The 12288-nt window shown below is 73.9% G+C and carries 11 protein-coding genes; 10 read left to right on the forward strand and 1 reads right to left on the reverse strand.

All coding sequences use genetic code 11. The annotated features are described in order from the left end of the window. Positions 1-34: 34 nt before the first annotated feature. From ACFVR6_RS02930 to ACFVR6_RS02955, 6 genes are all read left to right on the forward strand, one after another. Positions 35-1060, forward strand: a complete 1026-nt coding sequence (locus ACFVR6_RS02930; protein WP_386958648.1) for a LacI family DNA-binding transcriptional regulator — start codon at positions 35-37, stop codon at positions 1058-1060. A 125-nt stretch (positions 1061-1185) separates the two neighbouring features. Then, a complete protein-coding gene (locus ACFVR6_RS02935; RefSeq protein WP_386958650.1) occupies positions 1186-2073 on the forward strand; it encodes an SIS domain-containing protein in 888 nt (295 codons plus the stop codon). Next, positions 2070-3005: an ROK family protein gene (locus ACFVR6_RS02940; protein ID WP_386958652.1), complete on the forward strand. Its 936-nt coding sequence runs from the start codon at positions 2070-2072 to the stop codon at positions 3003-3005. The genes ACFVR6_RS02935 and ACFVR6_RS02940 overlap by 4 nt, the downstream gene beginning before the upstream one ends. A 4-nt stretch (positions 3006-3009) precedes the next feature. Beyond that, positions 3010-3966, forward strand: coding sequence for a 1-phosphofructokinase family hexose kinase (locus tag ACFVR6_RS02945; RefSeq protein ID WP_386958653.1), 957 nt, complete (start codon positions 3010-3012; stop codon positions 3964-3966). Between the two features lies 1 nt (position 3967). Beyond that, positions 3968-4816, forward strand: coding sequence for a class II fructose-bisphosphate aldolase (locus ACFVR6_RS02950; protein ID WP_386958655.1), 849 nt, complete (start codon positions 3968-3970; stop codon positions 4814-4816). After that, positions 4813-5604 carry a DeoR/GlpR family DNA-binding transcription regulator gene (locus ACFVR6_RS02955; protein ID WP_386958657.1) on the forward strand — a complete coding sequence of 264 codons (792 nt, stop codon included), beginning with the start codon at positions 4813-4815 and terminating at the stop codon, positions 5602-5604. Before ACFVR6_RS02950 ends, ACFVR6_RS02955 begins: the two co-directional genes overlap by 4 nt. On the opposite strand, the gene ACFVR6_RS02960 is transcribed toward ACFVR6_RS02955, so the two are convergent. After that, the gene (locus ACFVR6_RS02960) at positions 5577-6401 is read right to left on the reverse strand and encodes an IclR family transcriptional regulator (RefSeq protein ID WP_386958834.1); all 825 of its coding nucleotides are present in this window, start codon (positions 6399-6401) and stop codon (positions 5577-5579) included. The two genes, ACFVR6_RS02955 and ACFVR6_RS02960, sit on opposite strands and share 28 nt — an antisense overlap. Before the next feature lie 78 nt (positions 6402-6479). Here ACFVR6_RS02960 and hutH point away from each other — a divergent pair, with 78 nt between their 5' ends. Genes hutH through ACFVR6_RS02980 form a run of 4 tightly spaced genes read left to right on the forward strand, consistent with a single transcriptional unit; the run spans position 6480 to position 12287 of the window. Further along, the gene (hutH, locus tag ACFVR6_RS02965; RefSeq protein WP_386958659.1) at positions 6480-8039 is read left to right on the forward strand and encodes a histidine ammonia-lyase; all 1560 of its coding nucleotides are present in this window, start codon (positions 6480-6482) and stop codon (positions 8037-8039) included. 29 nt (positions 8040-8068) lie between these two features. Then, the gene (gene hutU, locus ACFVR6_RS02970; protein WP_386958661.1) at positions 8069-9730 is read left to right on the forward strand and encodes a urocanate hydratase; all 1662 of its coding nucleotides are present in this window, start codon (positions 8069-8071) and stop codon (positions 9728-9730) included. After that, positions 9730-10953: an allantoate amidohydrolase gene (locus ACFVR6_RS02975; RefSeq protein ID WP_386958663.1), complete on the forward strand. Its 1224-nt coding sequence runs from the start codon at positions 9730-9732 to the stop codon at positions 10951-10953. Before hutU ends, ACFVR6_RS02975 begins: the two co-directional genes overlap by 1 nt. Further along, positions 10950-12287, forward strand: coding sequence for a formimidoylglutamate deiminase (locus tag ACFVR6_RS02980; RefSeq protein WP_386958665.1), 1338 nt, complete (start codon positions 10950-10952; stop codon positions 12285-12287). The genes ACFVR6_RS02975 and ACFVR6_RS02980 overlap by 4 nt, the downstream gene beginning before the upstream one ends. The last annotated feature ends 1 nt before the right edge of the window (position 12288 follow it).

The following is a 12288-nucleotide window of genomic DNA, read 5'->3' on the forward strand; positions in this document are numbered from 1 at the left end:
GAATGTTCGGCTCCCCGCTCACTACGATGAGTCCATGCCGCGTCGTCCAGCGGGGGATCGAGCCCCGAGTCAGGTCGACGTCGCGCGCGTCGCGGGGGTCTCCACCCAGACGGTCTCGCGGGTGATCGCCGGGCAGTCCAACGTGCGTCCCGAGACCGCCCACCGGGTGATGGCGGCCGTCGAGGCGACCGGCTACCGGCTGCACGCGGCCGCGGCCTCGCTGGCGTCCGGACGCACCCGCATGCTCGGGGTGATCACGATCTCCACCGCGCAGTACTCCACGAGCGCGATCCTCCTCGGCATCGAAGCCATCGCGGCGGAAGAGGGCTATGCCGTCTCGACCGCGAGCGTTCCGCACCACTCCGCCCCGCTCGCCTTCGTCGACGCGTTCGACCGGCTCGAGCGTCAGGGTGCCGAGGGCATCATCATGCTCGCGCCGGTGGGGTTCCTTCCCGATGCGCTGGGCAGCCGCACCGCCCGCACGCCCACGATCGGACACCGCCAGGACGACGGGCACGGCGCCGATGTGCTCATCGACCAGCGCGCCATCGCCCGCGTCGCGACCGAACACCTGCTCGACCTCGGGCACGAGACGGTCTGGCACGTCTCGGGCGACGAGTTCTGGCAGGAGTCGGTGGCCCGTCGTGAGGAGTGGCAGGACGTCCTGCTCGAGCGCGGCATCACGGCGCCGCCGGTGATCCCCGGTGACTGGTCGCCGGAGTCCGGTTACCGCGCCGGGCGCACGCTGGCGGCCATCCCCGGCGCGACAGGCGTGTTCGTCTCGAGCGACGAGATGGCCTTCGGAGTCGTGCGGGCCCTGCACGAGGCGGGCCGCTCGGTGCCGGGCGACGTGTCGGTCGTGTCGGTCGACGACATCGCGCTCGCCGCGTTCGCCACGCCGGCGCTGACCACGGTGCGTCAGCCGTTCGAGCAGGTGGGTCGCACGGCGGCCGACCGGGTGATCTCGCTGATCGAAGGGCGCGAGGCGCAGACGACGTCGCCGGTCGCGCCCGAGCTCATCGTGCGCGCCTCCACCGCCGCTCCCCGCGCGACGGTCTGATCCCCGCTCCCGACGGCCCGGTGTTCCGCGTGTCGCCAATTGCTCACTAGACTGAGTGAAACACCGCACTCGCAATCACAAACGATCAAACTCTGATCAGGCGACGCGGGGGAGGCAGGCAGGCGATGCACGGCGAAACGACCTACATGGAGACCGAGCTGCGGACGCAGCCCCAGATGTGGGCGCGCGCGGCGGAACTGGCGGCGAGCCAGACCGTGCTGCCCGAACCCGGTGCGCGCGTCGCGGTCGTGGGCTGCGGCACGTCCTGGTTCATAGCGCAGGCCTACGCCACGCTGCGCGAGCGCAGCGGCGCCGGTATCACCGACGCCTTCGCGGCATCCGAGATGCCCGACCGCGACTACGACGTCATCGTCGCGCTCACCCGCTCGGGCACGACGACAGAGGTGCTGCAGCTCGCCGTGCGCCGCAAGGGCCGCACGCGCCTGGTGGGCGTCGTCGGCGACGACACGTCGCCGCTGGTGGGAATGGTGGATGCCGCCATCACGATGCCCTTCGCCGATGAGCGCTCGGTCGTGCAGACACGGTTCGCCACCACCGCGCTGGCCCTGTTCCGCGCGTCGCTGGGCGAGGACCTCACCCCGGTGATCGCCGACGGTGAGCGCGCGATCGCCGAAGACCTGGATGCCGAGCTGATCGACGCCGAGCAGTACACCTTCATCGGCACGGGCTGGTCCATCGGCCTCACGCACGAGGCCGCGCTGAAGATGCGCGAGGCATCGCAGTCGTGGACCGAGTCCTACCCCGCCATGGACTACCGTCACGGCCCGATCGCCATCGCCGCGCCGGGCCGCGTCACGTGGTCGTTCGGCGCCGCGCCCGAGGGACTCGCCGAGGAGGTCGCCCGCACCGGCGCCCGCTTCGAGCTGAGCGGGCTGGACCCCATGGCCGACCTCGTGCGCGCACAGCGGGTGGCCCTCGCCCGCGCCCAGGCGCGCGGGCTCAACCCCGACCTGCCGCGCAACCTCAGTCGAGCGGTCATCCTCGACGCATGAGCGCACCGAGCCTCGGCGACGGCCCCGTCGTGCTGTCCTTCGACGTGGGCGGCACCGCGACGAAGTCGGCGATCATCGACGCCGCGGGGACGGTGACGGGCCTGCGCCGCACGCCGACGCCGCGCTCGCAGACCGACCCCGCCGGTGCGATCGCCGAGCACCTGGGGGTGCTGGCGGAGCAGTACCGCGCCACGCACCCGCAGCTGGTTCCGGTCGCCGCCGGGCTCAGTGTGCCGGGGCTCGTGGACGAGGACGCCGGGCTCGGCATCTTCTCCGGCAACCTGGGGTGGCGGGACGCGCCGCTGCAGGCGCTCGCCGAGGCCGCGCTGCACGTTCCGGTCGCCTTCGGCCATGACGTGCGCGCCGCCGGCCTCGCCGAGCACCGGTGGGGCGCCGCGCGCGGCCACCGTGACGCGATGGTCATCGTCATCGGCACCGGCATCGCCTCGACGATCATCGTCGACGGGGTGGCGCTGGTCGGCGGCGGGTACGCGGGCGAGATCGGTCACGTCGTCTCGGAGCCCGGCGGCGAGCCCTGCCCCTGCGGCGGGATCGGATGCCTCGAGACGGTAGCCTCGGCCGGCGCGATCGCCCGCCGCTACCGCGAGGCCACGGGGCGCGACGTCGACGGTGCGCGGGGTGTGCTCGAGGCCATGGGCCGCGGCGACGACGACGCACGACGCGTCTGGGACGGGGCCGTAACGGCGCTCGCGCACGAGATCGCGCGGGCCGTCACGGTGCTCGCACCGGGGATCGTCGTGGTCGGCGGCGGGCTCGCCGAGGCGGGGGACGCCCTCTTCACACCGCTGCGGGAGCGCATCGGCGGCATCCTGAGCTTCCAGCGCGTGCCCGACCTCGTGCCGGCCGTCCTCGGCGAGGACGCGGGCCTCATCGGCACGGCGCTGCGCGCCCGCCGGCGCATCGGCGCGTGACCGCATGATCCTCACCGTCACGCCCAACCCGGCCCTGGACTGCACGTGGCACGTCGACGCCCTCGTCCCCGGGGACTCGCACCGCGTCGGCACGGGCGCCGAGCGTGCCGGCGGCAAGGGCGTCAACGTCGCCCGCGTGCTGCAGGCCACCGGATCCGACACCCTGGCGCTGGCGACCGCCGGGGGCGACACGGGTCGGGCACTCGCCGCCGACCTCGGCGCGTCGGGTGTGCCCCACCGACTGGTCCCCGTGGCCGCCGCGACCCGTCGCAGCATCGCCGTCGTCGACGACCGTCACGGCGAGGCGACCCTGCTGAACGAACGCGGCGGTGGACTCTCGCCGGCAGAGGCCGACGCCCTCCTGGATGCCGCCCGCGCGCTCGCCGCGCAGGCGACGACCGTGGTGGTCTCGGGGAGCCTTCCGCCCGGCATCCGGAGCGAGGACATCGGCCTGCTCGTGGCCGACCTCGTCCGCGCCGGCACGACGACCATCGCCGACGTCACCGGTCCCGCCCTCCTCGCCGCCGCGACGGCGGGTGCCCACGTCGTCAAGCCCAACGCCGCCGAGCTGCACGAGACCACCGGATGCCACGACCCGCTCACGGGCGCTCGAGTGCTGCTGGAGCAGGGCGCGGGCCTCGCGGTCGTCTCGCTCGGCGGCGACGGGATGCTGCTGGTGCGCCGCAGCGCGCCCGACCGGGCCCTCCGTGCCCGCCTTCCCGAGATGCTCCACGGCAACCCGACCGGTGCCGGCGACGCTGCCGTCGCCGCCATCGCCGCGCTGCTGGCGCGACGGGGCGACGCGACCGACCTCACCGACGACGACCTCGTCCACCTGGCCCGTGCCGCCGTCGGGTGGTCGGCGTCGGCGGTGCTCATGCCCCAGGCAGGTGAGGTGTCGCCCGAGCGCGACCGGCTCGCCGCCGCCGTGATCCTCGACCATCCCCACCCCCGGAGCTGACATGACGCTGACCACCACCCAGTCGATCCTCGATCAGGCGCGCGACGCCGGCACCGCGACCGGGGCGTTCAACGTCATCCACCTCGAGACCGCCGAGGCCCTGGTGCGCGCCGCCGAGGACACCGGCCTCGCCGTCATCCTGCAGCTGTCCGAGAACTGCCTGCGCTACCACGGCGCGCTCGAGCCGCTCGCCCGCGCGACCCTCGCGATGGCCGAGGCTTCCAGCGCCCGCGTCGCCGTGCACCTCGACCACGCCGAAGACGCCGACCTGGCCCTCCGCGCCATCGACCTCGGCTTCAGCTCCGTCATGTACGACGGCGCCAAACTCGACTTCGCCGACAACGTCGCCACCACGAAGCGGGTCGTCGCCGCGGGTGATGCCGCCGGCGTGCTCGTGGAGGCGGAGCTGGGCGAGATCGGCGGCAAGGACGGCGCACACGCGCCGGGCGTGCGCACCGATCCGGCCGAGGCGGCGCAGTTCGTCGCCGAAACCGGCGTCGGGGCACTCGCGGTGGCGGTCGGCTCATCGCACGCCATGGCCGAGCGCACCGCCGTGCTCGACCTCGACCTCATCGCGCGGCTGCGCGACGCCGTGCCGGTGCCGCTCGTGCTGCACGGCTCGTCGGGTGTGCCGGACGACACGATCGTCGCCGGCATCGACGCGGGCCTGGTGAAGATCAACGTCTCCACCCATCTCAACGCCTTCTTCACCCGCGCGGTGCGCGCGCACCTGGACGACCACCCCGCGGTCGTAGACTCGCGCAAGTACATCGACGCAGGGAGGTCAGCCGTGGTGGAGGAAGCCGCCCGCCTGCTGCAGCTGTTCGCGTCGCCGCGGAGGGTCGGATGAACCGAGCCGAGCGGCTCAGCGCCGTCCTCGACCTCCTCGCCGAGACCGGGCGGGTGCAGGTCGAAGAGGTCGTCGAGCGGCTCGGCGTGTCGCCGGCCACCGCCCGGCGCGACCTCGACGCCCTCGCCGAGCAGCAGCTGCTGGCGCGCACGCGCGGCGGCGCGGTGTCGCACTCGGTCGCCTACGACCTGCCGGTGCGCTACAAGAACCAGCAGCACCGCGACGCGAAGCAGGCCATCGCCCGCGCGGCCAGTGCCCTGGTGCCGCGGGGGGCGATCGTAGGGCTCTCCGGCGGGACGACGGCCACCGCCATCGCCGACGAGCTGATGGCGCGCCCCGACGTCTCCGAACCCGCCGACGACCCCGGGCTCACGGTCGTCACCAACGCCGTGAACATCGCGATGCAGCTCGCGGTGCGCCCGCAGATCAAGACCGTCGTGGTGGGAGGGGTCCTGCACCCCCGCTCGTACGAGCTGGTCGGCCCGCACGCGGAGGAGACCCTCAGCCGCATCAACCTCGACATCGCCTTCATCGGCGCCAACGCGCTGCACCCCGACCACGGCGCCACGACCCATGACGAGCGCGAGGCCGCCGTCAATGCGGCGATGGCCCGGCGGGCTGCGACGGCCGTGCTCGTGGTGGATGCCGGCAAGCTCGACAAGCGGGTGTTCGCCGTCGTGGGGCCCGAGCGGTTGTTCCACACCGTCATCACCGATGCGGCCATCACGGCCGATCAGCGGGCGCGGCTGGCCGACCGCGGCTACGACGTCATCGTCGCCGACGACTGAGCGACGGGGCGCGCACGGGTCGCGCTCGGCGGGCGGCCGTGCAGCCGCCGCGCCAGGTCCGCGGCGCTCGCGGTCACCTGCGCCGCGATCGCGGCGACCGCGTCTGCCGGCAGCGCCGCGTCGAACGTCACCGCGATGCTCGCCGCCGGCCACCCGGTGTGATCGCGCACGGCGACGGCCACCGAGGCGAGCCCCGGGGTGATGTCTCCGTTCTCGGTGGCGTACCCCTGGGCCCGCACCTCGGTCATGAGCCGGCGGAGGTCGCCGTATCCGGACACCTCCCGATCGGTGCGCTGCGCGAACGCGGTGCGGTCGGGGAAGAGCGCCCGCAGCTGTGACTTCGGCAGTGTCGACAGCAGGGCGCGCCCGCTCGCGGTGAGGTGGCTCGGCAGTCGCACTCCCACGTCGGAGACGAGCGAGGGTCGGCGGGGGGCCCGCTCCTCGATGAGGTAGATCACGTCGCGCCCGTGCAGCACGGCGAGGTGGCCGCTCTCGCCCACGCGGTCCACGAGCGCGGCGAGCACGGGTCCGCCCAGGCGGGTCAGCGGCTCCTGGCGCGAGAACCCCGAGCTGATCTCGAACGCCGCGATGCCGATGCCGTATCGGCGCTCCTCGGGGAAGTGCAGCACGAAGCCGTACTCCTCCAGCACCCCCAGCAGCCGGTACACCGTCGACCGCGGCAGCGACAGCGCCGCGGCGATGCTCGCCGCCGTCACCGGTCCGCGCTGCGCCGCCAGGTGCCGCAGCATCGCGAGGGTGTGTCGGGCTGCGGGCGCCGCGGACGCGTCGTTCGCCATGCCCCACTGTCTCACGGGCGGGACGGTATTCGCTCGGGTGCCGATGACGGCGGCATCCGGATGCCGTGTGATGAGACCATGCCTGCCGTCACCTCCGCATCCGCGCCCGTCGTCATCGGCGTCGGCGCGGTGAGCCTCGCCGACGTCGTGGCCGTCGCGCGCCACGACGCCTCCGTCGCCATCGCAGGCGACGCCCGCGCAGCCGTCGCCGCCAGCCGGCGCACGATCGATCAGCTCGCCGACGACCCGGCGCCGCACTACGGCATCTCCACCGGCTTCGGCGCCCTCGCCACCACGTTCATCGCGGCGGACCGTCGCACGCAGCTGCAGCAGAGCCTGGTGCGCTCTCACGCCGCCGGCTCCGGGCCGGAGATCGAGCGTGAGGTGATCCGCGCGCTCATGCTGCTGCGCCTGTCGACCCTGCTCACCGGCCGCACCGGTGTGCGCCTGGTCACCGCCGAGACCTACGCCGCCGTGCTCAACGCCGGCATCACCCCGGTCGTGCGCGAGTACGGGTCGCTCGGATGCTCGGGCGACCTCGCGCCGCTGGCGCACTGCGCCCTGGCGCTCATGGGCGAGGGCACCGTGCGCGACGCGCAGGGCGCCCTGGTGCCCGCCGCCGACGCGCTCGCCGCGGCCGGCATCACGCCGGTCGTGCTGGCCGAGAAGGAGGGGCTCGCCCTCATCAACGGCACCGACGGCATGCTCGGGATGCTGGCGCTGGCCATCGACGATCTGCGCATGCTGCTGACCACCGCCGACATCACCGCCGCGATGAGCGTGGAAGCGCTGCTGGGCACCGACGCCGCCTTCGCCGACGACCTCGCGGTGCTGCGCCCGCAGCACGGCCAGCGCGCCGCGGCGGCAAACATGCGCCGCATGCTCGAGGGCTCGCCCATCGTCGCCAGCCACCGCGGACCCGAGTGCACCCGCGTGCAGGACGCCTACTCGCTGCGCTGCGCGCCGCAGGTGCACGGCGCCGCCCGCGACACCGTGGACCACGCGACGCTCGTCGCCGAGCGGGAGCTCGCCGCGGCGGTGGACAACCCCGTGGTCACCGTCGACGGCCGCGTCGAGTCCAACGGCAACTTCCACGGCGCCCCGGTCGGATACGTGCTCGACTTCCTCGCGATCGTCGTGGCCGACGTCGCGAGCATGGCCGAGCGGCGCACCGATCGCATGCTCGACCCGGCGCGCAGCCAGGGGCTGCCGGCGTTCCTCGCGCACGATGCCGGCGTCGATTCCGGACTCATGATCGCCCAGTACACCTCGGCGGGCATCGTGTCCGAGCTCAAGCGCCTCGCCGTGCCCGCGTCGGTCGACTCGATCCCCTCGTCCGCCATGCAGGAGGACCACGTCTCGATGGGCTGGGCCGCCGCGCGCAAGCTCCGCACCGCGATCGACGGCCTCACCCGGGTGCTCGCGATCGAGGCGATGACCGCAGCGCGGGCTCTGGACCTGCGCGCCCCACTCGCCCCGGCGGCCGCCACCGGTGCGGTGCTGGCGCGCCTGCGCGAGGACGTCGCCGGCCCCGGCAGCGACCGCCACCTTTCCCCCGAGATCGAGCTCGCAGTGGGGGCCGTGCGCTCCGGCGCGCTGCGCCGTGCCGCCGGTGCCGTCGCGAGCGAGCTGCAGTGACCCGCATCCCCTCTCCGGAAGGAACCGCCGTGACCGACCACCAGCCCCGCCCCGTCCGCGCCGCCCGCGGCAGCACCCTCACGGCCAAGGGGTGGCAGACCGAGGCGCCGCTGCGCATGCTCATGAACAACCTCGACCCCGAGGTCGCCGAGCGCCCCGACGACCTCGTCGTCTACGGCGGCACCGGCCGGGCCGTGCGCAGCTGGGCGGCGTTCGATGCGATCGTGCAGACGCTGGAGAACCTCGAGCTCGACGAGACCCTGCTCGTGCAGTCGGGAAAGCCCGTCGGAGTCTTCCGCACCCACGAGTGGGCGCCCCGGGTGCTCATCGCCAACTCCCACCTCGTCGGCGACTGGGCGACGTGGCCGGAGTTCCGCCGGCTCGAGGCTGCGGGCCTCACGATGTACGGCCAGATGACGGCGGGTTCCTGGATCTACATCGGCACGCAGGGCATCCTGCAGGGCACCTACGAGACCTTCGCCGCCGTCGCCGACAAGCGCTTCGGCGGCACGCTCGCCGGCACCCTCACCCTCACCGGCGGCGCGGGCGGCATGGGCGGTGCGCAGCCGCTGGCGGTCACGATGAACGACGGCGTCGTGCTGATCGTCGACGTGGACCCGGCCCGGCTGCAGCGCCGCGTCGACCACGGCTACCTCGACGAGACGACCGACGACCTCGACGAGGCCCTGCGTCGCGTGCTCGCCGCCAAGGCCGAGCGCCGCGCGCTGTCGGTGGGGCTGGTCGGCAACGCCGCGACGGTCTTCGCCGAGCTCGCCGCGCGCGCAGTGCCGGTGGACATCGTCACCGACCAGACATCCGCGCACGATCCGCTCAGCTACCTTCCCGAAGGGGTGTCGCTGGCGGAATGGCACGAGCGGGCCGCGGCCGATCCCGAGGGTTTCACCGCGGCATCCCGGGCCTCGATGGCAGCGCAGGTGCGCGCCATGGTCGCGTTCCAGGATGCCGGTGCCGAGGTGTTCGACTACGGCAACTCCATCCGAGCCGAGGCGGAGCTCGGCGGCTACGACCGGGCGTTCGCGTTCCCCGGCTTCGTGCCGGCCTACATCCGTCCGCTGTTCGCCGAGGGCAAGGGCCCGTTCCGCTGGGTCGCGCTGTCGGGAGACCCCGCCGACATCGCCGCGACCGACCGGGCGATCCTCGAGCTGTTCCCGCACGACGACAAGCTCCATCGCTGGATCACCGGTGCCGCCGAGAAGGTGCAGTTCGAGGGCCTGCCCGCCCGCATCTGCTGGCTGGGCTACAAGCAGCGCCACCTCGCGGGGCTGCGGTTCAACGAGATGGTCGCCTCGGGCGAGCTGAGCGCGCCCATCGTCATCGGCCGTGACCACCTCGACGCAGGCTCGGTCGCCTCGCCGTACCGCGAGACGGAGGCGATGAAGGACGGGTCGGATGCCATCGCCGACTGGCCGCTGCTGAACGCGTTGCTGAACACCGCCTCGGGGGCCACCTGGGTGTCGCTGCACCATGGCGGCGGGGTCGGCATCGGCCGCTCGATCCACGCGGGTCAGGTGCTGGTGGCCGACGGCACTGCACTGGCAGCCGAGAAGATCGAACGCGTGCTGATCAACGACCCCGGCACGGGCGTCATGCGTCACGTCGACGCCGGGTACGAGCGGGCCATCGAGGTCGCGCAGGAGCGAGGGCTGCGCGTCCCGATGGCGGAGCTGTGATGCCTGCCGTCGCGGTAACCCGGGGTCGGCTGACCGGGCTCCACGAGATCGTCGACGTCGGTCGCGACCGCGCCCGCGGCGGCTACTCGCGCCACGTCTGGCAGCCGGCCGAGATCGAGCTGCGCGCGTGGTTCGTCGAGCGTGCCGAGCGCCTGGGACTCGGTGTCGAGCACGACCGCAACGGCAACATCTGGGCGTGGTGGGGTGCGCCCGGCGACGACGCCGTGGTGGTGGGAAGCCACCTCGACTCCGTTCCCGGCGGAGGCGAGTACGACGGTCCGCTGGGGGTGGTCAGTGCCCTGGATGCCATCGCGCTGCTGCAGTCGACCGGCTTCACCCCCGGCCGCCCGTGCGCCGTGGTCGTCTTCGCCGAAGAGGAGGGTTCGCGGTTCGGGGTGGCCTGCCTCGGCTCACGGCTGATGACCGGGGCGATCGATCCGGAACGGGCGGGTGCGCTCGCCGACGCCGACGCCGACGGCGTGCGCTTCGCCGAGGCCGCCGAGGCGAACGGCATCGCCGCACGCCACCTCGGCCGCGACGATGCGGCGCTCGGACGCATCGGGCTGTTCCTCGAGCTGCACGTCGAGCAGGGCCGCGGTCTCATCGGGCTCGACAGCCCGGTGGCGGTGGCCTCCAGCATCCTCGCCCACGGCCGCTGGCGCATCGACATCGCCGGCGAAGCAAACCACGCCGGCGCGACCCGCATGGGCGACCGCCGGGACCCGATGGTCGCCGCGGCCCGCGGCATCGTCGCGGTGCGCGATGCCGCTGCCGCCCGCGGCGACGACCGGGCCACCGTCGGACGCATCCACGCGCTGCCCGGCGGTACGAACGTGATCCCCTCGGCCGTGACGACCTGGCTCGACGCCCGCAGCGCGCGGGACGACGACACCCGGGACCTCGTCGCGGAGATCACCGCACGCGTGGGCGCGGCAGCGGCCGCCGAAGGGTGCTCGGTCACGGTCGTCGAAGAGTCGTGGAGCGGCGCAGTGCACTTCGACCCGGTGCTGCGCGACGGGCTGGCCGCTCGTCTCGGCGGCATCCCGGCCCTGCCCACGGGAGCCGGGCACGACGCCGGCATCCTCGCCGCGCACGTGCCGACGGCGATGCTCTTCGTGCGCAACCCGAGCGGGGTCTCCCACTCGCCTGAAGAACATGCCACCCTCGACGACGCCGTCGCCGGCGTCGTCGCCCTCGAGCACGTGCTGCGAGGGCTGCTGTGATCGTCCACGCCGCCACCGCCCTCATCGACGGCGCCGCGGTGCGCGACGTGCGCATCCATTCCGACGGCACGGGGCGCATCGCACGGGTCGAGCCGGGCGCGGCTCCGCAACCCGGAGACCTGCGACTGGGCTTCGTGCTGCCCGGCGCTGCCGACGCCCACTCCCATGCCTTCCACCGCGTGCTGCGCGGTCGCACCCATGCCGGTGGGGGCGACTTCTGGCGTTGGCGGGAACGCATGTACGCCGCCGCCGCGCGGCTCGACCCCGACACCTACCGGGCCCTGGCGCGCGGTGTCTTCGCCGAGATGCTCGCCGCCGGCTACACGGCGGTCGCGGAGTTCCACTACGTGCACCACCGTCCCGACGGCACGCCGTACCTCCCCGCCCACGCCATGGAGTCGGCGCTGGCGGATGCCGCGGCCGACGCCGGCATCCGGTTGACGCTGCTGGACACGTGCTACCTCGCCGGGGGCATCGGCGCGCCGCTCAGCGCCGCGCAGCGCCGCTTCGGTGACGGCACCGCGAGGGCATGGCTCGATCGCTGGCATGCCCTGCGCGACGCCCTTCCGCCCGAGGTCGTCGTGGGGGCGGCGGTGCACTCGGTGCGTGCCGTCGCGCCCGCAGACATCGCCGCCATCGTGGCGGGGCTGCCCGCCGACGTGCCGCTGCACGTGCACCTGTCCGAGCAGCCGCAGGAGAACAGCGACTGCCTCGCCGCCTACGGCGTGACGCCCACCGGAGTGCTGGAGGGGGCCGGCGCGCTCGGCCCGCGGCTCAGCGTCGTGCACGCGACGCACCTCACCGACGACGACATCCGCCTGCTCGGCGACAGCGGGGTCACCGTCGTCATGTGCCCCACGACCGAGGCGGACCTCGGCGACGGCATCGGCCCGGCGCGGCGGCTGGCCGGCGCGGGCGCGCGGATCGCGCTGGGATCCGACCAGAACGCCGTGGTCGACCCGTTCCTCGAGGCCCGCGCGCTGGAGGCAGGCGAACGTCTCGCCTCCGGCCGCCGTGGCAGGTTCAGCCCGCGCGAGCTCGTCGCGGCGATGACCGTGCACGGCTACGACGCGCTCGGGCGCACCGGCGGCATCCGGGTGGGTGCCCACTGCGACCTCATCGAGATCGACGACGCGTCGGTGCGTACCGTCGGCGCGGAACCCGAGCAGCTCGTGCTGGCGGCGACCGCAACGGATGTGAGCCACGTCGTCGTCGGCGGGATGCTGACGACGCGCGCCGGTACGCTGTGCGGGCCGACCGGTGCACCGGGGGTGCGACCAGCCCGGCTGCTGGCTGCGGCTCTGGCGAAGTTCGACGGATCGGGGGAGGGCTGAC

Origin of the sequence: Microbacterium sp. NPDC058021, assembly GCF_042885955.1 — a bacterium.
In the GTDB taxonomy this organism is placed as follows: Bacteria; Actinomycetota; Actinomycetes; order Actinomycetales; family Microbacteriaceae; genus Microbacterium.